This window comes from Pseudomonas sp. GW822-FHT06D10, assembly GCF_058799535.1.
Genome location: NZ_JBXALN010000001.1, coordinates 1,038,808 through 1,061,507 on the forward strand (window position 1 = coordinate 1,038,808; position 22,700 = coordinate 1,061,507).

Genomic DNA, 22,700 nt, shown 5'->3' on the forward strand with positions numbered 1-22,700 from the left:
CAGTGATTGAACATCAGCCTGCTCTCTGCAAAGCAAGTATCGAATAAACCAGCGAGGCAGCCACTTTCAATAAGTGACAGTCGCCGTACCCTTGATTGGAGTGCCGTAGTCGTTAATGCTATGAAACTCAACAAGCGCCCGCTGGCCTGACTGAGCCGCAGGCTCTCCTGCCACAGCAAACTTGCTGACACTTCCGGGCTTCACCATATCCAACTCAACGGGATATTTCTTTTCGCCCACACTTAACACTCCCGAACTAAAGGAGATGTGATAAGGCGAACCATTAGAAACTTGCAAATAGTTCTTCCCATTCTCGCGGAGCATTTTCCACTTCAAGTTGCCGACTGCCTCCTGGGAGTTTTCCGTCAGGCTTTTCGGGCGATAGAACACCTTGATGCGCTGACGCACGGCAATTTGCAGGGTATTTTGTTCCGCAGACTTTTGCGGGATTTCCTGCACGTTCAACCAGAAGATCGACTCTTTATCAGTTGGTAAACCCTTGCCGTAATAAAAGATCCTCAACATCTGTTGGTTATTCCCGGCAAGGCGACTCAAGGAAGGGGTCAGAGCAAAGGGAATACTCTGTTCATTATGCAGTTCATTGGTTTCCAGCCAGGATTGAATCATGATGTCCTGCGAACCAGTGTTCCTGACCAGGATGGAAACTTCCTTGCTTTTTTCCGGGTATATCACTCGAGTTCCATCGAGGGTAATTCCGGCACAGGCAAGGCTACTGCCGAACAAGGCGAAGCCCAGCAGCAAGTATCTGGAAATTGCGTTCATTGAATAGACACCACCCGTGAGCAAGAGAGGCATGTTCAGCCTCTCTTTTTTTTACTATTACTTGTAAGTCAAGCTAAACGGCAGGGTGCCATCAGCCTTGCCTGCGACAAAGTCTTCAGCATTGGCAACATAACCGGCACGCAAGCTGATGCTACTCTTATAAGTGCCAGTACTTGGAGGTGACTGGGTCAATGTTCCACTGATGATTTCGTTCGCGGACATATTTACTATTTGATTATTTTCATTATAGATCGCGATACCTACACCTTTGCCCGCCCCCAGAGTTTTCAAGAGCCTGGGGTCCTTGAGATCAATGCCAGAACCGGCAGCAGGGTCAAACTTCATATCAACTGTGCTAAGACCCGATCCGGTTGAGCCGCAGTCCAGATTTAGATTGATTCGAACAGTTGAGGCGATAGTGCCCTCTGCGGGGTTTTTTATTGAATCAATACTGACTTTCCCCAAAGGCACGGTAATGGTTTGAGCACCACCCCCGCCTGTGCCTCCGCCGGCTGTAATGCTGCACGATACGCTGCTGATTTCACCCGTGAAGTTGATTGTCCCGTCAGCCGCCATTGCGGAACTGGCAACAAGGCCAGAGGCAGTAATTGCCAGAATAGCTCTCATGGGATTGAACACTGTCATTTCCTTGTTCTGTGTAAGTTGATGGCTTTAATTGCTCCTTAAAGGAAGCGAGCAAATTCTTACCCAGGACAGAAAGTGCAACAATCGTAGGAATCGCCCTATATCTAAAGATAAATCATCTAAATATGTAGGACTAATCCTACAAATCCATAGCTTGTTTAATTGATTACAAAAGAAAAACCGCCTGTTCCCGGAGGGAGCAGGCGGTTTAATGACACTCGCGATTCAGCGCGGTGCAAACCAGGGCGCCGGCACCTCAGCCTGGACCGTGATGGTCTTGATCTGGGTGTAGGCATTCAGGGTTTCGCGGCTGAACTCGCGGCCAATACCGCTGTTCTTGTAGCCACCGAACGCCGTGCCGTCGCTGATGTTGGAATAGCGATTGATCCACACTGAACCGGCCTCCAGGCGATTGGCGGTATCCATGGCGTGCTTCAGGTTGCTGGTGTAGATACCGGCGGCCAGACCGTATTCAGAGTCATTGGCCTGGGCGATCATCTGCTCGTAATCGCTCCAGCGGATCAGTGACAGCACGGGGCCGAAGATCTCTTCCCGGCAGATGCGCATGTCATTGCGGACCTCGAAAACCGTGGGCTGGATAAAGTAGCCCGCCGGGCAATCCGGCACCTCGACCCGGGCTCCGCCCACCAGCAGCTCAGCCCCCTCCTGCACTCCGAGGGCAATGTACTCCAGGACTTTTTCACCCTGCCTGGCCGATACCAGGCAACTGACCCGCGCATTTTCATCCAGCGGCGAACCCACGCTGACCCGCTGGAATGACTCGATCAGCTTTTGCTTGAACGTCTCGAAGATAGCGTCATGGACGAACAGCCGAGTGCCGGCCAGGCATGACTGCCCGTTATTGTGGATCGCTGCGAAGGTGGCGTTGTCTACCACGGCATCCAGGTCATCGATATCCGGGAACACGATGTTGGCGCTCTTGCCACCCAGTTCCAGGGTCGCCGGCACCAGCCGGTCGGCCGCTACTCGCGCAACGATGCGCCCCACTTCGGTGCTGCCGGTAAAGGACAACTTGCGCACCTTGGGGTGCTGGCTCAGGGCTGCACCTACGACTTCCCCCAGGCCGGTGACGATATTGACCACCCCAGCCGGGAAAATCCGCGTGATGTGCTTGCCCAGTTCCAGGGTCGACAGCGAAGCATTTTCATCAGGCTTGAGTACCACGGTGTTGCCAGCCGCCAGGGCTGGCGCCAGCTTGAACGATGCCATGATCGCCGGCGCATTCCAGGGGATGATCTGCCCGCACACCCCCAGGGGCTCGCGCTTGCCCAGGGCGTAGCCACCGGGGATCTCTCGGCCATGGTCTTCATGGGCCATGATCACCGAGGCAAAGTAGCGGTAGTGACGTACCGCAGTCTGGTAATCCTTGCGTACCTCGCTGATGCAACGCCCCACGTCATGGGCATCGATCCGCGCCAAGCGCTCACTGTCCGCTTCCACCGCGTCGGCCAGGGCATTGAGCAATCGACCCCGTTCCTGCTGACCCAATGCATTCCATCCGGCAAAGGCCGCCTGCGCCGCATTCACCGCTCTATCGACGTCTTGAGCGTCACAGTAATGAATAGTCGCCAGGCACTTTCCGGTGGCCGGATCCAGGGCGGGCAATGCCTGTTTGTCACGATTCTCAAATACACCGTTAATCAACGGACCATAGACTTCATCTAATTGGATATTCATGTTTATTCCTTTTCAAGTTACAACTTTCATAACGATTTCGGGCAAGTCGATGCGCGACTTTATATATCCATCAGGATAATCACGGTGTTAACATTCACCTCCCATTTTCAAAACCCTCAAAGGGCAACCAATGGATCCGCTTTCAGGCGTTCTTTCTTTATTGCGAATTCGCAACTATCACTCCGCAACATTAAGAATGGCGGGTGATTGGGCGTTCAGTTTTCCCGAGAATGCCGGAATCAAGTTCACTACCGTAGTTCAAGGTGGCTGCTGGCTATTAGTTGCAGGCGAACAACAGCCGCAACGCTTGCAACAAGGTGACTGTTTCCTCATGACCCGGGGCGTGCCCTTTGCCCTTTACAGCGATATGAACCAGGTCCCGATGGATTCCGCCTCCTACTTCCAACGGATCGCTGAAGACGAAATCACCCTTGACTACTGCGGCGCCGATACCCAGTTGGTAGGTGGACGCTTCGAGTTCACCGGGGTCCCGGCCCAAGTCCTGCTCAGTACCCTACCGTCCCTGGTGCACCTGACCGGTGTCTCGGCCCAGGCCTCGATTCTGCGCTGGGCCCTGGAGCGCTTTACTTCGGAACTGCACCAGCACAAGCCGGGACGTTCATTGATGACCGAACACCTGGCCCACATCATGCTGGTGGAGGTGCTGCGTGCTCACCTGGGAACCCTGGGCAGCGATGGCACCGGCTGGTTCGCCGGCCTGGCCGACCGACACCTGAGTGCCGCCATCAGTGCACTGCATGGTGAGCCAGCGCGGCGCTGGAGCGTGGAAGAACTGGCACGCCTGGCCAACATGTCGCGCTCGGCCTTTGCTCAGCGGTTCAAGACCGTAGTCGGGGTTGCTCCCATGGAGTACCTGACCCGCTGGCGAATGCTGCTGGCCAGCGACCGCTTGCGCAATTCCGACGACAGTATCTCCAGCATCGCCTTCTCCCTGGGCTATGAGTCCGAAAGCGCCTTCAGTACCGCCTTCAAACGCGTGATGAGCGAAGCCCCGCGCCATTATCAGCGCGGCCAGCAGAGCCTGTAGCGCTCAGCGCAAACCACCGCCGATGACCAGGGTTTCGCCAGTGATCCAACTGGCATCGTCCGAGGCCAGGAAGGCCACCGCCGGCGAAATGTCCCGGGGCACGCCAATGCGCCCCAGAGGCGTGAGTGTCTCGATCTTGGTGCGGAACTCATCTGCGAAGAAGCCGCTGGAGAGCACCCCCTCAGTCATCACAAGCCCCGGGTTGACCGAGTTGACCCGGATGTTCCTGGGTCCCAGCTCATTGGCCAGGGTGCGAGTTATCGCATCCACCGCCCCCTTGGAAGCGGTGTAGATCGCCGAATTGGCCGGGGTGAAGGAGGTGACGCTGGAACTGACATTGATGATGCTCGCCCCTTGTGGGTTGAAGCAGTCCAACGCCGCCTGGCAACACAGAATCAGACCCAATACGTTTAGGTCGAAATGCCGATGGAACTCGTCTTCAGTGACCTGCACCAGTGAGCCGGTGGAATAGACCCCGGCGTTATTGACCAGGATATCGAGGCGGCCGTACAGATGCCCTATGGTCTTGAACAGGGTCTTGACCTCAAGGCTCCTGGCCACATCGGCCTGGATCGCATAGGCCCTGCCGCCCTGCTCCAAGATCTGCGCCACCACAGCGTCGGCGTCGGCCTTGCTGCGAGCGTAGTTGACGATCACCGTGGCGCCGTCGCGAGCCAACTGCTTGGCGATGTCCGCGCCAATACCCTTGGAAGACCCTGTCACCAGTGCAACTTTCTTTTCCAATCTTTTCATGCTTGAGCTTTTCCCTTCGGGGTTCAATGACCCAATTGCCCGGAGGCACTGGACGAGAGGTTCAGCTTAAGCATGGGGTACGAGGCTGTTAATGGCTGAGAAGCCAGGAAACTTGCGTCAGCGTCCAGAGCGTTCATCGGCGATCTGGACAGTGCTCCGGGCCAATTAAGGGGGCAGTTGGGACGCGTCGTCCTGGGCAAGCTCGTCTGCCGGCTCGCGGGAAGCAATATGCAGGTCCAGCTTGCGCTGCACCTTGAACAGCTCGGCGTCGGTACGGATCCCCAGCTTTCTGAACGCGGCCTGCTTCTGCCCGCTGATGGTCTTGATGCTGCGGGAAAACTTGCTGGCGATCTGCGAGATCCGCAGGCCATCCAAAAAGCAGCGCAAGACTTCGTTTTCCTTGGGGGACAGGGTCTCAAGGCTGGTCAATGGTGGGCTGCCCGGCTCGGCGGCGGGGCCGATTGGCGGGTGCTGCACGGCGAAAGCCAGCAACGGCGACAGATAGAGCCGCTTGCTGGCTACCGTGCGGATAGCCGGAATCAGGTCATCCAGGGATTGTGATTTGCCGAGAAAGCCATTGGCTCCGATATCGATGATCTGCTTGACGAAAAACGGCGTCTCGGTGGCCGAGGACACCAGGATCAGCAAATGCGGGTATTTGTTGCGCAACAGGCGGATCAGGCGCAGGCCATCCAGGTCGCATTCCTGCAGCTGGTAATCGAGCACCAGCAGGTCCAATTCGGTATCTCGCAGAGCCGAGATCAGCTCACCACTGCTGGCGTACAAACCCACCAGCTGGAAATCCCCTACACTCTGCAGCTGTAGCTGCATTGCCATGCGAATCAATGCGTGATCGTCCAGCACTGCAATGCGCAAGGGCTTGTTGACAGCAAGTGACATAGCGCCTCCAGAACGTTCGATGGTGGTCTTCAGAACTGGATATTCCATCCGCTCAAGCCTCTAGTCCGAGTGGTCCTTGTCCACCGACTGTCACGGCCTTGCGACAGTCTTTCAGGTCACCAGTGCCGGGTACTCTAGAGCGCCGGCCGCCTCGCCATAACAAGAAACGTCTTGAAGTTTTCCAAAGAAAATCTTGAATCGAGGGCGACGCGGTCTATTCGGCTAGGCGTCGTAGAGTGGCTTTTCCATGCTTGCCCGGCCCTCGCTGAACATGGCATAGCGCTCGCCGCGGGCCAGGCTTCGCAGCGCATCAGCGTAGTCCGGCAAAGACTGCGTCTTGGACATCACCCCATGTGCGCCCACGGCCTGCAGGCGCGAGGCAATTACAGGATCGGGACGGTTCAGCAGCACGAGTATTTTCAGATCGGGGTAACGGATATTCAAGTTCCGTACCAGATGAATCGGGTCGCGATCCATCAGATGGCCGATCATCAACACGTCCAGTTGCTCTTGTTCCAGTGCCTCCAACATGTCGGCGAAATTGAAAAACTCACTCAGGCACAGAACCGACTGTCTGGACAGCTGCGTGTACAGGCCGTGACGGACAATATTATGTTGCTCCAGTACCCCTACCCTTAACTTCAACATCGCTTGGTTCGACCTCAGGAAAATAGTGGGCCGTCACACCGCTGGCACAGTGCACTAGAATGCAGCCCTCCACTCAGGCTCGCCCTGTGCCTGCCTGAATGACAGGGCAAGATAGGCTCTGCGTTGGGGATGGGCTTTAGGAATAGTCTTGAATTGCATTCATCTAGTCGAGATCGCTGCCAAGAGCCCGTCAACCCGAAGCAATGGATTCGAAAACAGGAATTTTCTTGGCAGTACTCAGGTTGCTTCCTGCTAGCCTGCCAGTGACATTCTGATGACCCTGAGGGGCTTATTCGGCATCATTTTCTTATTTGGGCTTTCCTCAAATCCGCCCTAGGTCAGAGAAAAATCTCAACCAGCCTCAGATTTCATCAAGGCGCTGACCGTTGTTGGCTCACTTAATTACCTAGATATTTTGATTCTGGATAACCTGGCATGAGTAAAAGTGTACTGATCGTCGATGATCACCCGGTAGTCTGTGAGGCGATTCGCAAAACCCTGGAGACTCAGGGCTACTCCATTGTTGGCGAAACTGCCGACGGTATCAGCGCTCTGAACATGATCCTGTCGCTGAAGCCGGACATCGTAATCCTGGATGTCAGCCTGGAAAAAATGGACGGCCTCACGGTGCTCAAGCGCATCGCCCAGGCGAACCTGGATGTGCGGGTGCTGGTGTTCACCGCCCAGTCCGTCGACACCTATGCCATGCGCTGCCTGCAAGCCGGAGCCAGTGGTTTCGTGAGCAAGAACGAACCCCTGACCAAACTGCTCAAGGCAGTGGACACCATCGTCGAGGGCTACGTGTTCTTCCCAAAGAAGTCGATGCCGTTCAGCGATGGCGGCCGCGGCAAACACAGCAGCGACGTCCTGGCGGCGCTGACCAATCGCGAACTGGAAGTCCTCAAGCTGCTCGCTGAAGGTCTGACCAATCTTGAGATCGCCGAGAAACTGCACCTGAGCAACAAGACCGTCAGCGGCCACAAGATCAATATCTTGAGCAAGCTTGGGGTCACTTCGGTGGTGGATCTGGTGAACATCGCCAGGCAGAACGAACTGGTCTGAGTAACCTGATGTGAGGTTACTGCCGCGCTCACTGTTTTTCGTACTGATATTGTGGTTGGCCCTGCCGGTATTCGCGCAGGACGGGGTGAAGATCCGTGCCCGCCAGCCGCTGGACTTCCTCGATATTCGCCCCAGCATCGATGAGCAGACCTGGCTGCGTAACAAAGAGGCCCTGTTGGTCGGCATCGTCAGTGGCGACCTGCCCCCCTACCGGGAAATCAACCAGCGCCATGAACTCGAAGGCATAGGGGCCGACTACCTGGGGGCCTTGCAGCGCGAGCTGGCGATCCCCGTAGAAGTCCGCACCTACCCCAATACGGATGCCGCCTATCACGCCTTGCGCAGTGGCGAGGTCGACCTGGTGGACAGCGCTACCCAGGTGGAAGCCGAGGATTACCAGGTTCGGCTGAGCCCGAGCTACGCGGTCACCGAACTGGCCCTGTATGCCGAGAGCGGCGACCTGCGGGACTATCGCGCGAACATCTCCAGGACACGGATCGCCGCGACCCGCGGCATGGCCCTGGAGCTCTATCTGCGCACCGGTGGACGGGGCCTGATCCAGCTGTACGATTCCCCCCGCGCCGCCATGGGCTCGGTACTCGATGGCGACGCAGACATCTACCTGGGGGACTCGCTGTCTACAGGGTATCTATCCAGCCAATTGTTCAGCGACCAGTTGGTGATCAGCCACAGTGCACGGTTGCCGGAAATCCGGGTCGGGTTTGCCGTGGCCCGTGACAATACCCACCTGCAACAGCTGCTCGAGCGAGCCCTGGGCGGCATCAAGCGCTGCCAAGTGATATCGGCGCTGCAGATGTGGGGGGGTACGGGTAACTGCGAACCCAACAGTTTTCGCGAACGCCTGGACGCCGATCAGCGTCTCTGGCTGGAGCATGCACCGCCGGTGCGACTGGTGATCAGCGACGACCTGGCGCCCTATGCGTTTTTCAACAGCCGCGGGCTGTTCAACGGCATCGCTTCGGACCTTCTGGACCTCATCCGGCGCAAGAGCGGGCTGCGCTTCGAGGTCTCCCGGGTCGGCTCGCTCAAGCAGGTCGACACCCGCCTGCGCGAAGGCCGTGCGGACCTCAGCGTACTGGCCCGCGCCAACCCCAGGCGTGCGTCCTACCTGTATACCCGGCCTATCGTCACCACGCCCTATGTGATTGTGCGCAAGACCGATGCCCCGCCCCTGGCACCGCTGAACCGCGACTCCATCGGCTCCGTGGCGCTTGCCTCCGGCTACCTGCAGAGCGAGGACCTGCGCGAGCGCTATCCACGGCTATGGGTCCAGCAGACGTCCACCGTTGCCGAGGCCCTCAACCGGGTGCGCCAAGGCAAGGCGGATTTCACCCTGGCACCGGCCAACCTGGCCAACTACTACCTGTCCTTCAGGCTCCAGAACAGCCTGAAGATTCACGGCATGATGCAAGGCCAGGAAGCCCGGATCGCCTTCGCCGCACCGCAAAGCCAGCAGCAACTGATCGCCATCATCGACCAGGCCATGGCCGAGATCAGCCCTCAGGAATACCTGCAGGTCCTGGGTCGCTGGCGCGCCAGCGGCAGCACCGACGACAGCTACTGGAAAGGTGTGACGGCCTTCACCTGGAAAATCCTGGGCAGCCTGGGCCTGATGCTGATAATGGCGGCCTGGTGGATTCTGAGCCAGCGACGACGGATCATTCGCAAGCGCCTGGACCTGCTGCAGCGCCAGTTGATCCTCGACCAGTTGCGCGATGCCAAAGAAGCCGCAGAGCATGCCAGCCGCAGCAAGACCGTGTTCCTGACCACCATGAGCCATGAGATCCGTACCCCGCTGAGCGCCATCGTCGGCATGCTGGAGCTGGTGCTGACCCGTGACAACGACCGCGAACTCAATACCCGCTCCGTGCATATCGCCTACGAGTCGGCGCAGAACCTGCTGGCGCTGATCGGCCATATCCTGGATATCTCGCGGATCGAATCCGGGCGCCTGACCCTGCGCCCGGAAGCCGCCAGCCTCAAGGACCTGATCGAATCGGTGGCCAATGTCTTCGATGGCCTGGCTCGCCAGAAGCACCTGGACATCCACCTGCAGTTCGATGCCTGGGCCGCTGTGCAAGTGTGGATCGATGGCCTGAAGTTCAAGCAGATCATCTCCAACCTGCTGAGTAACGCGATCAAGTTCACCGAACAGGGCGAGATCCATATCCGTTGCCTGGGCCAGGTGAAAGATGAACACTTTCTCAACTTCCATGTCGAAGTGATCGACACCGGCCCGGGGATTCCGGCTTCGCAGATCCAGAAGATCTTCATCCCGTTCTTCGAGGTCGACAGCGTGGTCAGCAACCCCAACGCCGGGTCGGGCCTGGGCCTGTCCATCAGTCATTCGCTGACCCAGCTGATGAACGGCAGCCTGCAAGTCCAGAGCGAACTTGGCGTAGGTACCCGCATGACCTTCAAGGCCTGTTTTCAGCGCGTTGCCGACGAGCGCAGCAGCGCCACCGACAGCGCGGAACAAGCGGTGCTCAACAGCACCGACCAACCCCTGTGCGTGTTGATCGTCGAGGACCACCTGCCCAGCCAGTACCTGCTCAACCAGCAGATCAACTACCTGGGACACGAGGCCCTGATCGCCTACAACGGCCTGGAAGGCCTGGCGATGTGGCAGGAGCATGACGTGGATATCATCATCACCGACTGCAACATGCCGCAGATGAGCGGCCATGAGATGAGCCAGGCGATCCGGCGCATGGAGGGCCAGATGGGGGTGCGCCCCTGCACCATCATCGGCCTGACCGCCAGCGCCCAGCTTGAGGAACTGGAACGCTGCCTGGCTTCGGGCATGGACAGTGCCCTGGCCAAGCCGATCAGCCTTGCCGGGCTGAACCGCCTGATCCCCAAGCTGAGCCTGACGCCCCCCCAGGCGCAGAACGCGGTGCCGTCGTTGAACGGCGACATCCACGCCGCTCTGGCCGAGCACGTGATCAACAGCAACAACGAGGAACTGCAGGCCTTGAGCAAGGCCCTGGCCAGTGGCAATCGCCAGGCCCTGAAAGCCATCGCCCACAAGCTCAAGGGCACGGCCTACCTGCTCAATACCCAAGGTTTGCTGGAGCTGTGCGTCAGCCTGGAAGAACTGGTGGCCGAGGCGGCCCAGGAGCAGCAATTGTCCACCGCGGTGGCCCGGCTGGATAAGGCCCTGCGCGACCTCAACCAGTCATTGCAAGTGTACTGAGGGCTCGCCCGCAAGGCCCGGGCGCACGCCCTAGCGACGCGCCACGGCACTGCGTTTCAAGGTCTGGCTCGGCAGCTCCTTGAACAGCGCCCGGTAACTGCTGGAAAACCGCCCCAGGTGCCAGAACGACCAGTGCATCGCCACCTCGGCCACCGTGGTCTCAGTCGGCCCTCGGCTGAGCAGTTCGCGGTGCGCGCTGTTGAGCCGGCGCAGGCGCAGCCATTGGCTGGGGGCCATCCCGGTAAAGGCCTTGAACGCACTCTGCAACTGGCGCAGGGACACTCCGGCTACCTGGGACAGCTCCAGCAGGTTGAGGGTTTCCTCGGGCACGTCGGCGGCCCACTGCGCTACCCGTTGCATGATCCCCCGCTCCTCGCTGCGCCGTTGCAGGCCGCCGCGGTCCAGGCGCACGCAGGCGTTGTCGAGGATGTACAGGCAGTCTTCCAGGAGTTGCTGAGTCAGGGCTTCGCGGCTCGGCGGGTCGAGGGTCTGGGACAGGCGGGTCAGGGTCGAGCTCAGCCAGCGGCAGAACAAGGCGTTCTGCTGGCTGTTGAGGGGCGCCATGAACAGCCCGTCGAGGCGCTCCACACCCAGGCCGTGGCCGCGGACGAACTCGGGGCCGAACACCACCGCCACTTCCTGATAGTTCTCCGGGGTGATCCAGATATTGCGGCTCTCGCCATTGAGCACGTACAGCGCGTTGTCGCTGCGGTCGAAACAGAACGCCAGGGCGCCTTGGGGGGCACTGAAATTCTGCTCGACCCGGGTGTTCATGCATTCCTCGTAGATCTCCACGCCCTGCAGGTCCAGGTAGCGCACCAGGCCGTTGAAATGGCCAGGGGACATCTGCTGGTAATGCTGGACCCAACCCGGGGTGGCACGGATCTGATCGGCGACATCGAAGGTGTTGAACGCTTGGACCTGAAGCGGATTGGACGCTGTCATCGGGGGACCTTACGCACTCGTTTGGTGCGTTTTGGTTCTGCTTAAAGTGGATAGATGGAACAACAAGGCTCGCCCAAGATAGTCGCCAATGCGCCGCAGGGGAAGCCTTGCCGGGATACTCCCGCTCACCTCGGAGCAGATAAAACCAATCATCGAGGTCTTTATGAACGCCCCTTTCGATCAGCTTTCCTCCTGGCTGAAAGATCACAAGATTACCGAAGTAGAGTGCGTGGTCAGCGACCTGACCGGCATTGCCCGCGGCAAGATCGCACCCACCAACAAGTTCCTGCATGAGCGAGGCATGCGCCTGCCGGAAAGTGTCCTGCTGCAAACGGTAACCGGGGATTTTGTCGACGACGACCTGTACTACGAACTGCTGGACCCGGCCGATATCGACATGATCTGCCGCCCCGACTCGTCATCGATCTACCTGGTGCCCTGGGCCATCGAACCCACCGCCATCGTCATCCACGACACCTTCGACAAATTCGGCAACCCCATTGAACTGTCGCCGCGCAACGTGTTGAAGAAAGTGCTGCAGCTGTACACCGACAAGGGCTGGAAGCCGATCGTCGCCCCGGAAATGGAGTTCTACCTGACCCAGCGCTGCGAAGACCCGGACCTGCCGCTCAAGGCTCCCCTGGGCCGCTCCGGCCGAGCGGAAAGCGGTCGCCAGTCGTTCTCCATCGATGCCGCCAACGAATTCGACCCGCTGTTCGAAGATGTCTACGACTGGTGCGAAGCCCAGGGCCTGGACCTGGACACGCTGATCCACGAAGACGGCCCGGCGCAGATGGAAATCAACTTCCGCCACGGCGACGCCCTGGACCTGGCGGACCAGATCACCGTGTTCAAGCGCACCCTGCGCGAGGCGGCGCTCAAGCACAACGTCACCGCCACCTTCATGGCCAAGCCGGTGGCCGACGAGCCCGGCAGCGCCATGCACCTGCACCAGAGCGTGGTGGACATCGACACCGGCAAGCCGATCTTCGTCGATGCCAACGGTGAGAAAAGCAAGCTGTTCCTGCACCACATCGGCGGCCTGCAGAAATACATCCCCAAATTGCTGCCGATGTTCGCCCCCAACGTCAACTCGTTCCGCCGCTTCCTGCCGGACACCTCGGCCCCGGTGAACGTCGAATGGGGTGAGGAAAACCGCACCGTGGGCCTGCGGGTTCCGACCGCAAGCCCCGACGCCATGCGCGTGGAAAACCGCCTGCCCGGCGCCGACGCCAACCCCTACCTGGCCATTGCCGCCAGCCTGCTGTGCGGCTACCTGGGCATGGTCGAGGGCATCGAGCCCAGCGCCGCGGTGGAAGGCCGGGCCTACGAGCGGCGCAACCTGCGCCTGCCGATCACCATCGAGGACGCCCTGGCGCACATGGAGGACTGCCCGACCATCGAGCAGTACCTGGGGCGCAAGTTCGTGCGCGGCTACGTGGCGGTCAAGCGTGCCGAACACGAGAACTTCAAGCGCGTGATCAGTTCCTGGGAGCGTGAGTTCCTGCTGCTCAGCGTCTGACAACCCACATTCTGCAATCAACAAAAACAACCCGAAGAGGTGTCGATATGCGTCTTTTGAAAGCAGTGGTCCCGGCAGCGTTGGCGGTCTTGTGCAGCACCGCCGTCCAGGCACAACCCAGCGTCAGCGTGTACAACTGGACCGACTACATCGGCCAGACCACCCTCGCCGACTTCCAGGGCAAGACCGGGGTCAAGGTGATCTACGACGTCTTCGACTCCAACGAAACCCTGGAGGGCAAACTACTGGCCGGGCGCACCGGCTACGACGTGGTAGTGCCCTCCAACCACTTCCTGGCGCGCCAGGTGAAGGCCGGCGCGTTCCTCAAGCTCGACCGCTCGCAGTTGCCCAACTGGAAGAACCTGGACCCCAAGCTGCTGGCCCTGCTGGAGCAGAACGATCCTGGCAACCAGTACTCGGTGCCCTACCTCTGGGGCACCAACGGCATCGGCTACAACGTCGACAAGGTCAAGCAGGTACTGGGCATCGACCACATCGACTCCTGGGCGGTGCTGCTGGAGCCTGCGAACCTCAAGAAGCTCCAGCAGTGCGGGGTATCGATGATGGACTCGCCGGATGAAGTGTTCCCGGCGGTGCTCAACTACCTGGGCCTGGACCCGCGCAGCGAGAACCCCGAGGACTACAAGAAGGCCGAGGCCAAGCTGCTGACCCTGCGCCCCTACATCACCTACTTCCACTCCTCCAAGTACGTTTCGGACCTGGCCAACGGTGATATCTGCATTGCCTTCGGCTACTCCGGCGACGTGTTCCAGGCCGCCAACCGGGCCAAGGAAGCCAAGAACGGGGTGAACATCGCCTACTCGATTCCCAAGGAAGGCAGCAACCTGTGGTTCGACCTGCTGGCGATTCCCGCCGATGCCGGCAACGTCAAGGAAGCCCACGCCTTCATCAACTACCTGCTGGACCCGCAAGTGATCGCCAAGGTCAGCGCCTATGTCGGCTACGCCAACCCCAACCCGGCTTCCCAGCAGTACATGGAGGCCGACCTGGTGAACAACCCCGAGGTCTATCCACCTCAGGCCGTGCTCGACAAGCTGTACATCTCCACCACCCAGTCGCCGGCCATCATGCGCTTGATGACCCGCTCCTGGAGCAAAGTGAAGTCCAACAAATGATTCAGCCAAACCTTTCGGGCAGCGCCAACGGGCATGCCCGCTCCTACTACGCCGCCTCGGCCGGCAGCCTGCCCGGCTACCCATCGCTGGAGGGCCAACCGAGCGCCGACGTCTGCGTGATCGGCGGCGGTTTCACCGGGGTCAACACCGCCATCGAGCTGGCCCGGCACGGGCTCTCGGTGATCCTCCTGGAAGCCCGGCGCATCGGCTGGGGCGCCAGCGGGCGCAACGGCGGCCAACTGATCCGCGGCATTGGCCACGAGGTCACAGGCTTTGCCCGCTACGTCGGCCAGGAAGGGGTGAAATACCTCGAGCAGGCCGGCATCGACTCGGTGGAGGTGGTACGCCAGCGCATCAGCGAACATGCCATCGACTGCGACCTGCGCTGGGGCTTCTGTGAGCTGGCCAACACCCCGGCCCAGTTCGCCGCCTTCCAGGCCGAGCAGGATAGCCTGGTCAGGCTGGGCTACCGCCACCCCACTCGGCTGGTGGCGCCCCAGGACATGCAGCAGGTGGTGGCCTCCTCGGCGTATGCCGGGGGGCTGGTGGACATGGGCTCTGGGCACTTGCACCCGCTCAAGCTGGTGCTGGGCGAAGCGCGGCTGGCAGCGTCCCTGGGGGTGAGGATCTTCGAGCAGAGCCCGGTGCTGGAACTGACCCACGGCGACAGTGTGAAAGTGCGCTGCGCGACCGGCACCGTCACTGCCGGGCACCTGGTGCTGGCCTGCAATGCCCACCTGGAAGACCTCGAGCCGCGGCTCAGTGGCAAGGTGCTGCCGGCGGGCAGCTACATCATCACCACCGAGCCGCTGGCCGAGGCCCGGGCCAGGCAACTGATCCCGGACAACCTGGCGCTGTGCGACCAGAAAGTCGGCCTGGACTACTACCGCCTGACCGCGGACCGGCGCTTGCTGTTCGGCGGTGCCTGCCACTATTCGGGGCGTGATCCGGCGGATATTGCCGGCTACATGCGACCCAAGATGCTCAAGGTCTTCCCGCAGTTGCAGGATGTGGCGATCGACTTCCAATGGGGCGGCAAGATCGGCATCACCGCCAATCGCTTCCCCCAGGTCGGGCGCCTGTCGCAGTACCCCAATGTGTACTACGCCCAGGGCTATTCCGGGCATGGCCTGAACGTCACCCACTGGACTGCGCGGCTACTGGCCGAGGCCATCCATGCCGGCCACAGTCGCGGCCTGGACGTGTTCAGCGGCGTACCGCACATGACCTTCCCCGGCGGCCCGGCCCTGCGGGCACCACTGCTGGCCCTGGGCATGCTCTGGCACCGGATGCGGGAAATGCTCGGTTGATCGGCCCCCTTCGCTGGCACCACCCGGCCTCGTAGCAGCCGGCTTGCCGGCGAACACCTTGCGCCGCACCTGCTGGCGCGTTCGCTGGCACGCCAGCTCCTGCGGGGCGGCAGGCTCCCTAGGTGAACCGGCGCTGCAGGAAATCCAGCAACAGGGCATTGACCTGCTGTGGCCGTTCGTTCTGGATCCAGTGCCCGCAGTCCGCCAGCAGGTGCTGCTCAAGGTCCGCCACCTTGCCCGGCATGCGCTTGAGGGTATGGGCTTCCAGTACACCAACCGGGTCCTGGTCGCCCAGCAGGAACAAGGTCGGTTGCTGGACCTGGGTATCGGCCAGGAACTCGGTGCGCTTCCAGGTCCGCTCGAAATTGCGGTACCAGTTCAGGGCACCGCGAAAGCCGCGCCCGGCAAAGGTCTGGCGATAGGCCTGGAAATCCTCCTCGCTGCACCACTGCGGCAACCCTGCGGGGACCGTCACCCCGTCGAACAACCGGGCATCGGCCGGCTTGGGTTGCAGCAATGCACCGACATTGCCCATGAACAGGCGCAGGCTGGCGTCTATATCGGCGTCCAGTTCCGCCTCGGCCACTCCCGGCTGCTGGAAGTAGAGGATGTAGTTGAAATGCTCGCCGTGCACCTGGCGCATGATCTCGCTGGCCGGGCGTTTCGGCCGCCCGGCAAAGGGCACCGACAGGGTCACCAGCGCCGCCACCCGCTGCGGCTCCAGCAGCGCCAGGTGCCAGGCCACGGGGGCGCCCCAGTCGTGGCCGACGATGCACACCCGCTGCTGGCCGAAGGCGTGCATGGCCTGCTGGATATCGGCGCACAGGGTCAGCAGGTCGTAGGCCTGCACCGCCTCGGGAGCCGAGCTGCGGCCATAGCCACGCATTTCCGGGACGAACACCCGGAACCCCGCTGCCACCAGGGCCGGCACTTGATGGCGCCAGGAATGCCAGCACTCGGGAAAACCGTGCAGCAGCCATACCGGCTGCCCGTGTTCCGGGCCGCTGACCCGCACACTGAGTTCGATGCCGTTGACGGCCAGAACATGCTGTTGGGAGGAACTCATGGCGAATGCTCCAAGGCAGATGCAAGGAGCAGAACCTAGCAGATGTGGGCACCTGCCCCGAGAATCATTGACGCTCCGAATGATCCTGCTGCGCTGTCGGGGCCGGGCGGCTCAGCCTGGAATCAGCCGGCCAGGGAATGGGATTGCTGACGGATCAGGCGCTGGGTATCGAGGACTTTCTCCAGGGCCTGCTCGGAATCGGGGTCCTGCATGGGGGCGCGAATCGCCGCCGACACCAGGCTGATGAGCTTGGCCATGACTTCAGCATCGGTGGCCGGGCGTCCAAGGCTCATGGCCTGCATCAGCAGGCGCAGCTCGGTGCCGGCCATGACGCCGGAAATTGCCTTGAGGGCAAATTGCAGGCGCACCCCCAGCTCGTTGCGCGGCAGGTCCGGCAAAGCCAGGGCAAAGGCCTTGAAGAAGCGCTCGAACACCGGCTGGTAATGCTCCTTGAGGTATTCCTGGATAAAGGGCGAAGTATCGCTGTAGACCCGGCCAAGGAAGCGGATGAACGAGCGCCCTTCCACGCCGCCACTCTCGTCGCTGCGCTCGAGGCCCATGGCCGGGGCGAACAGCACCCCCAGCAGGGTTTCGCAGTCCAGCGGGCCCTCGGCCTGTTCCTCGCACTTGGCCAGCAGTTCCAGGCGCTGATCATTGAGTGGCCCCAGGCGCTGCATCAACAGGGCCTTCATCAGCGAATCCTTGTCGCCGAAGTGGTAGTTCACCGCCGCCAGGTTGACCTTGGCCCGCTCGGTGATCTGGCGCAGCAGCACCGCGTCGTAGCCGTACTTGATAAATAATGCCTCGGTCGCTTCCAGCAGTCGGGTCTTGGTGACATTGGGGGCACTGAGTTTCTTGGCGACCATGGAGGACTAACCTTTGCTGGGATGAAAAACTGACCGTTCGAACAGTGTTTTAAAAAAAAATTTGATTTTTTATACCTGCGAGAAGCCCTAAAAGCAAGCGCCCGAGGGACCGTCACGGTGGCCACCGGCCTTTTTGTGACCCACGGGTTTCTCCGCAAAAAAACCTGGAAAAAGCCCTCAATTACCCGGTTCAGACGGCTGGCGTGGCAGGATGAACGCAGTTACTATTCAAACAATGTTTTTAAAATAATAAATAAAACCAGAGCTTGGCCCTGCCCCTGAATACCCCTGTTGCGTGATCCCTGCGCCCCGTGGTTGTTCAAGCAGCCAGTCGAGCCAGCCGGCGCGGTAAGCGATGACAGAGACGATAATCGAGCAAGGTTTTATCTCCCTGCAGGGCATAGGCAAGAGCTATCGGCTGGCGGAGCAACCGCTCCACATTCTCAAGAACGTCTCCCTTTGCATCGACGCCGGTGAAAGCTGCGCCATCCTGGGTGCCTCCGGTTCCGGCAAAAGCACCCTGCTGAACATTCTCGGCCTGCTGGATCTGCCCGACAGCGGCGACTACCACTTTGCCGGCCACGATATCTTCCGCGCCAGCCCCGACCAGTTGGCGGCGATCCGCAACCAGCAGATCGGCTTCGTGTTCCAGAGCTTCAACCTGCTGCCGCGTCTCAGCGCCCTGGACAACGTCGCCCTGCCCCTGAGCTACCGCGGCGTGGCCCGGCGTGATTCCCTGGAGCGGGCCATGCACATGCTCGACCAGGTAGGCCTCGGGCAACGCGCCGACCACCGCCCGGCGGACCTTTCCGGCGGCCAGCGCCAGCGGGTGGCGATCGCCCGGGCACTGGTGGGCGAACCCTCGGTGATCCTCGCCGACGAACCCACCGGCAACCTCGACAGCCACACCGCCCAGGACATCATGGACCTGCTGCTGGCGCTGAACCGCGAGCGCCGGGTGACCCTGATCATCGTCACCCACGACCCCAATATCGCCCAGCGCCTGGAACGGCAGATCCGTGTCACCAATGGCGTGGTGCAGGAGGTCTGCCCGGCATGAGCCTCAAGGTCGAGCAAAGCGCCAGCCAGTTGCTGCACGAAGCCTTCGTCAGCCTGCGCACCCTGGGCAAGCGTTCGATCCTGGCCCTGCTGGGCATCGTCATCGGCAGTTCCTCGGTGGTGGCACTGATCAACATCGGCCACAACGCCGCCGAGGATGCCGCGGCGATCTTCCAGAACATGGGCACCGACACCCTGGTGGCCCGCTTTCCCGCCAGCGCCGACAGCCGCACGCCACTGCCCGCGGCCCTGGACACCCGCGCGCTGAGCCAGGCGGTGCCTAGCCTGGTCAACATTGCCCCGACGGTGTTGCTCAGCGCCACGCTGATCCGCAATGGCCGCTCCGCCAACGCCAGCGTGGTGGGCGCGACCGCCGAGCTGGCGCCGGCCATGCGCCTGCAGTTGCGTGAGGGGCGCTTTCTCTCGGACTTCGATCAGAACGAAATCTATGCGGTGATCGGCCATCAGGTGGCTCAGACCCTGGGCGCCGCCGGGGCCCCGCTGCAACTGGGGGACCGGGTGCGGATCAACGACTACCTGTTTCTGGTCATCGGTATCCTGCAGAACCAGCCCAGCGCGGTGCTGGTGCCAATCCAGGCCAATGACTCGGTGTTCCTGCCCCAGGGCAGCATGCGGAGGATTTTCCCTTCGCCACAGATCGACAACGTGGTGACCCGGGTCGCCGGTGGCCAGAACATGGAGCAGGTCGCCGCGGCCATGACCCAGGCCCTGAAAAAAATCCTGCGCGGACGTGAGGTGGAAGTGCAGGTCCCGCAGCAGATCATCGACGGCATGACCCGGCAGAGCCGCACCTTTGGCTACCTGCTGATGGCCCTGGGCGGCATTTCCCTGGTGGGGGGTGGCGTGGGGGTGATGAACGTGATGCTGATGAATGTCTCGGAGCGCCGCCGCGAGATCGGCATCCGCATGGCCCTGGGCGCCCGGCAAAAGGACATCCGCAACCTGTTCCTGCTGGAGGCGGTCAGCCTGACCGCAGTCGGCGCCCTGTCGGGGGCGATACTGGGGGTCGCCTCGGCCTTTATCTACGCCCGGATGTCCGGCTGGCACTTCTCCCTGGCGGGAGCCGCACTGCCGCTGGGGATCGGGAGCACCCTGCTGGTGGGCCTGTTTTTCGGCCTGTACCCGGCCATTTCGGCATCCAGACTGCAACCGGTGGAGGCGTTGCGCGATGAATGACTGGCGCCTGCGAACACTCGCCTGCCTGTGCCTTTTGTACTTGCCGGCGCTCAGCGCCGATGAGCGGGTGGATCGCCCTTCCGCTCCCACCATGCGCAGCGACTACTCGCGCAGCGCCCTGCTCAGCCAGCAGGTCACCGACCTGACCCTGGGGGACGCGGTCTACCTGGGTTTGCGCAACAACCGCAGCATCCGCAGTTCGTACCTGCAGCGGGTGGCGCAGAAGTTCGACCTGCGGGTGGCCGAGGATGTGTTCAACCCCAAGCTGCTGATCACCGGCAACTACCGCACCACCCGGGGCAGCAGCGACACCACGCAGAACCTCAACATGGCCCCGGCCACCAGCCTGTTGAGCGAGTACGGCACACGCCTGAGCATGGCCTGGATCCAGGACCTGAACAAAGCCGATCGGGCCGGCCGCCAGCGCAGCGACGGCCTGGACCTGGCGATCATCCAGCCATTGCTGCGCGGCGCCGGCTGGGACGTGACCACCGCGCCGTTGCGCCTGGCGCGCATCACCGAACAAAGCAACCGCCTCAACCTCAAGGCCGGGGTCGCCCAGACGATCACCGCGATCATTACCACCTACCGCGAGCTGCTGCGCTCCCAGGAACAGCTGACCATCGCCCAGGAAGCCCTCAAGCGCGCCAATGCCCTGCTGGAAGTCAACCGCGCGCTGATCAGCGCCGGGCGCATGGCCGAGTTCGAGATCGTGCAGACCGAAGCCGACATCGCCAGCCAGGAGCTGGGGGTGGAGGAAGCGCGCAACCAGGTGGACGTCAACCGCCTGTCGCTGCTGCGTCTGCTGGCCCTGGACATGTCCAGCCGGATCCACGCCAGCGAGGCCCTGCAGGCGGCCAAGATCAGCATCGACCAGCGCGAGGCCCTGCGCCTTGCGCAGATCCAGCAGCCCGAATACCTGGCTACCCTGCTGGGCAGCCAGCAGGCCGATCTGAACCTGGTGATCGCCAAGGACCAGTCGCGCTGGGACGTATCCCTGGTGGCCGGGGCCAACCAGACCCGCAGCCGCTATGACAATGACACCAGCAACGGTTCGGACCGGCGCTGGGACAGCTACGCCGGGGTCCAGGTGCAGATTCCCATTGGCGACCTGAGTACCCGCCAGGCCGAGGTCCACGCCCGGGTCAATGTGGAGAACCAGGAAATCCTCCTGGCCGATGCCCGCCAGGTGCTGGAGCGTGACGTCAACAACGTGGTGCGCGACCTGGGCACCCGCTGGCGCCAGTACGAGATTGCCCAGCGCGCCAGCGAACTGTCCAAGCGCAAGCTGGACATCGAACGGGAAAAGCTCAGTGCCGGCCGTTCCAGCAACTTCCAGGTGCTGAGTTTCGAGGGTGACCTGCGCAACGCCGAGAATGCCCGGCTCAATGCGCTGATCGCCTACCTGAACGCCCAGACGCAACTGGACCTGACCCTGGGCATGACTTTGGAGAGCTGGGACATTGCGCTCAATGACTTCTGACAAGCCGCAGGCGAGCAAGCGCCGTCGCCATACCCTGCAAGCGCTGGCCCTGGCCGTCGCCCTCGCCGTGGGCGCCGCTGCCCTGGTCACCCTCCAGTCCCCCGCCAGCACTCCGGCCAGCGAGGCCCGCTGGGTCAGCGTGCAAGGCACGGTACTGACTCACCAGATCGGCCTGGTGGGCAAGATCGAACCCCAAAAGACCGTGGTCCTCACCGCCCCGTTCGAAGGCAATGTGCAGGCCAGCCTGGTGGAACAGGGCCAGCGCGTAGAGGCCGGCCAGGTCCTTTTGCAGATGGACCCGGGGCTGGTGGAGATCCAGTCGCGCGAAGCCCTTTCCACCTTGCTCAAGGCCCGCCGCACCGTCCAGGAGCTGCAGGACTGGAACAACGGCGCCGTGGTCACCCGGGCCCGCCGTACCCTGCGCAACTCGCAGATGTCCCTGGCCAATACCGAACGCAAGCTGCGGGAAAGCCAGAACCTGTTCCAGCGCGGAATCATTCCGCGCAACGAGCTCAACGATCAGGAGCAACAGGCACAGATGCAGCGCCTGGACCTGGCCGCCGCCCAGAGTGAATTGCAGCAGGCGCTGAACCAGGGCACAGGGGAATACCGGCAGATTGCCGAAATGGAGTTGACCAACGCCACGGTCAAGTACGACGCCCTGCGCAAGCTGCTGGAGCACAAGAACGTGGTCGCCCCCTTTGCCGGCATCGTGGTGCCGCCACCCAATGGTGGCGCGGGCCCGAACACCGCCGGTGCCGCCAACGGTCCGGTGCAGACCGGTTCACGCCTGAGCCCGGGGCAAGTGCTGTTCGGCCTGGCCAACATCGAACAGCTGAAGATCGTCAGCAAGGTGTCGGAGCTGGACATCAACCAACTGCACCAGGGGCAGCGCGTGGAAATTCTCGGTGACGGCTTTGATGGTGAACGCCTGGAAGGCGTGGTGGATATCGTCAGCAGCCTGGCCCTGCCCAACGAAACCGCAGGTGCCGGAGCGCAATTCCCGGTGACCCTGTCGGTGCCCAAGCTGAGCCGCGAACAACTGCAACGGGTGCGCCTGGGCATGAGCGCGCGGCTGACTATCGTCACCTACCGCAACGACCAGGCCATCGTGCTGCCGCCTGCGGCGATCCAGCGCGACGCCGACGGCATGAGCGTGGAATACCGGGCAACGGCCGATCAACCAGGCCAGCGGGTGCCGGTGACCGTGGGCCAATCGACCCCGGAGGGCGTGGAAGTGTTTGGCCTGCAACCGGGCCAGGTCCGCCTGCCCAACGCCTTGTAGGCGCTGGCCTGCCAGCGAAGGCGCCCTTGGGAACGGCGCAAGGCCCAGGGGCCTCTTCGCCGGCAAGCCGGCTCCTG

General features: G+C 61.6%; 19 protein-coding genes. 10 read left to right on the plus strand and 9 right to left on the minus strand.

The window, feature by feature from the left end:
* Positions 1–66: 66 nt before the first annotated feature.
* The 3 genes from AC1RL5_RS04485 to AC1RL5_RS04495 form a co-directional block, all read right to left on the minus strand.
* The gene (locus AC1RL5_RS04485; RefSeq protein ID WP_309475489.1) at positions 67–816 is read right to left on the minus strand and encodes a fimbrial biogenesis chaperone; all 750 of its coding nucleotides are present in this window, start codon (positions 814–816) and stop codon (positions 67–69) included.
* Between the two features lie 24 nt (positions 817–840).
* On the minus strand, positions 841–1,410 hold the full coding sequence (locus tag AC1RL5_RS04490) for a fimbrial protein (RefSeq protein WP_083533691.1): 570 nt from the start codon (positions 1,408–1,410) through the stop codon (positions 841–843).
* 243 nt (positions 1,411–1,653) lie between these two features.
* Positions 1,654–3,126, minus strand: a complete 1,473-nt coding sequence (locus tag AC1RL5_RS04495) for an aldehyde dehydrogenase family protein (protein WP_072450385.1) — start codon at positions 3,124–3,126, stop codon at positions 1,654–1,656.
* A 130-nt stretch (positions 3,127–3,256) separates the two neighbouring features.
* On the opposite strand from AC1RL5_RS04495, the gene AC1RL5_RS04500 reads away from it, so the two are divergent.
* Entirely contained in the window at positions 3,257–4,174 is a 918-nt protein-coding gene (locus AC1RL5_RS04500; protein ID WP_065364024.1) for an AraC family transcriptional regulator, read from the plus strand.
* Between the two features lie 3 nt (positions 4,175–4,177).
* Here the strand turns inward: AC1RL5_RS04500 and AC1RL5_RS04505 are convergent, their stop codons facing one another.
* From AC1RL5_RS04505 to AC1RL5_RS04515, 3 genes are all read right to left on the minus strand, one after another.
* On the minus strand, positions 4,178–4,927 hold the full coding sequence (locus AC1RL5_RS04505; protein WP_072450387.1) for an SDR family NAD(P)-dependent oxidoreductase: 750 nt from the start codon (positions 4,925–4,927) through the stop codon (positions 4,178–4,180).
* Positions 4,928–5,092: 165 nt separating this feature from the next.
* Positions 5,093–5,827, minus strand: coding sequence for a response regulator transcription factor (locus tag AC1RL5_RS04510; protein WP_072450388.1), 735 nt, complete (start codon positions 5,825–5,827; stop codon positions 5,093–5,095).
* 222 nt (positions 5,828–6,049) lie between these two features.
* On the minus strand, positions 6,050–6,475 hold the full coding sequence (locus AC1RL5_RS04515) for a response regulator transcription factor (protein WP_072450390.1): 426 nt from the start codon (positions 6,473–6,475) through the stop codon (positions 6,050–6,052).
* A 435-nt stretch (positions 6,476–6,910) separates the two neighbouring features.
* Between AC1RL5_RS04515 and AC1RL5_RS04520 the strand changes: the two genes are divergently transcribed.
* Complete coding sequence (locus AC1RL5_RS04520) at positions 6,911–7,537, plus strand: response regulator transcription factor (protein WP_072450392.1); 627 nt, start codon at positions 6,911–6,913, stop codon at positions 7,535–7,537.
* Between the two features lie 10 nt (positions 7,538–7,547).
* Positions 7,548–10,754: an ATP-binding protein gene (locus tag AC1RL5_RS04525; RefSeq protein WP_492588875.1), complete on the plus strand. Its 3,207-nt coding sequence runs from the start codon at positions 7,548–7,550 to the stop codon at positions 10,752–10,754.
* Positions 10,755–10,784: 30 nt separating this feature from the next.
* Here the strand turns inward: AC1RL5_RS04525 and AC1RL5_RS04530 are convergent, their stop codons facing one another.
* Positions 10,785–11,699 (minus strand): helix-turn-helix domain-containing protein, encoded by a 915-nt coding sequence (locus tag AC1RL5_RS04530; protein WP_011061242.1) that lies wholly within the window; start codon positions 11,697–11,699, stop codon positions 10,785–10,787.
* Positions 11,700–11,862: 163 nt separating this feature from the next.
* Between AC1RL5_RS04530 and AC1RL5_RS04535 the strand changes: the two genes are divergently transcribed.
* The 3 genes from AC1RL5_RS04535 to AC1RL5_RS04545 are packed head-to-tail and all read left to right on the plus strand — an operon-like array spanning position 11,863 to position 15,667.
* Positions 11,863–13,221: a glutamine synthetase family protein gene (locus AC1RL5_RS04535; protein ID WP_492588873.1), complete on the plus strand. Its 1,359-nt coding sequence runs from the start codon at positions 11,863–11,865 to the stop codon at positions 13,219–13,221.
* 47 nt (positions 13,222–13,268) lie between these two features.
* Complete coding sequence (locus AC1RL5_RS04540; protein ID WP_077934095.1) at positions 13,269–14,357, plus strand: polyamine ABC transporter substrate-binding protein; 1,089 nt, start codon at positions 13,269–13,271, stop codon at positions 14,355–14,357.
* Positions 14,354–15,667 carry an NAD(P)/FAD-dependent oxidoreductase gene (locus AC1RL5_RS04545; protein WP_123577813.1) on the plus strand — a complete coding sequence of 438 codons (1,314 nt, stop codon included), beginning with the start codon at positions 14,354–14,356 and terminating at the stop codon, positions 15,665–15,667. Before AC1RL5_RS04540 ends, AC1RL5_RS04545 begins: the two co-directional genes overlap by 4 nt.
* 118 nt (positions 15,668–15,785) lie before the next feature.
* Here AC1RL5_RS04545 and AC1RL5_RS04550 read toward each other — a convergent pair whose 3' ends face one another.
* The gene (locus AC1RL5_RS04550) at positions 15,786–16,733 is read right to left on the minus strand and encodes an alpha/beta fold hydrolase (RefSeq protein ID WP_492588872.1); all 948 of its coding nucleotides are present in this window, start codon (positions 16,731–16,733) and stop codon (positions 15,786–15,788) included.
* A 122-nt stretch (positions 16,734–16,855) separates the two neighbouring features.
* A complete protein-coding gene (locus AC1RL5_RS04555; RefSeq protein WP_011061237.1) occupies positions 16,856–17,599 on the minus strand; it encodes a TetR/AcrR family transcriptional regulator in 744 nt (247 codons plus the stop codon).
* A 355-nt stretch (positions 17,600–17,954) separates the two neighbouring features.
* Here AC1RL5_RS04555 and AC1RL5_RS04560 point away from each other — a divergent pair, with 355 nt between their 5' ends.
* The 4 genes from AC1RL5_RS04560 to AC1RL5_RS04575 are packed head-to-tail and all read left to right on the plus strand — an operon-like array spanning position 17,955 to position 22,623.
* Positions 17,955–18,659 (plus strand): ABC transporter ATP-binding protein, encoded by a 705-nt coding sequence (locus AC1RL5_RS04560; RefSeq protein ID WP_011061236.1) that lies wholly within the window; start codon positions 17,955–17,957, stop codon positions 18,657–18,659.
* Positions 18,656–19,855 (plus strand): ABC transporter permease, encoded by a 1,200-nt coding sequence (locus tag AC1RL5_RS04565; protein ID WP_015635571.1) that lies wholly within the window; start codon positions 18,656–18,658, stop codon positions 19,853–19,855. Before AC1RL5_RS04560 ends, AC1RL5_RS04565 begins: the two co-directional genes overlap by 4 nt.
* Positions 19,848–21,338 carry a TolC family protein gene (locus AC1RL5_RS04570; protein ID WP_011061234.1) on the plus strand — a complete coding sequence of 497 codons (1,491 nt, stop codon included), beginning with the start codon at positions 19,848–19,850 and terminating at the stop codon, positions 21,336–21,338. Before AC1RL5_RS04565 ends, AC1RL5_RS04570 begins: the two co-directional genes overlap by 8 nt.
* A complete protein-coding gene (locus tag AC1RL5_RS04575; RefSeq protein ID WP_015635570.1) occupies positions 21,328–22,623 on the plus strand; it encodes an efflux RND transporter periplasmic adaptor subunit in 1,296 nt (431 codons plus the stop codon). The genes AC1RL5_RS04570 and AC1RL5_RS04575 overlap by 11 nt, the downstream gene beginning before the upstream one ends.
* The last annotated feature ends 77 nt before the right edge of the window (positions 22,624–22,700 follow it).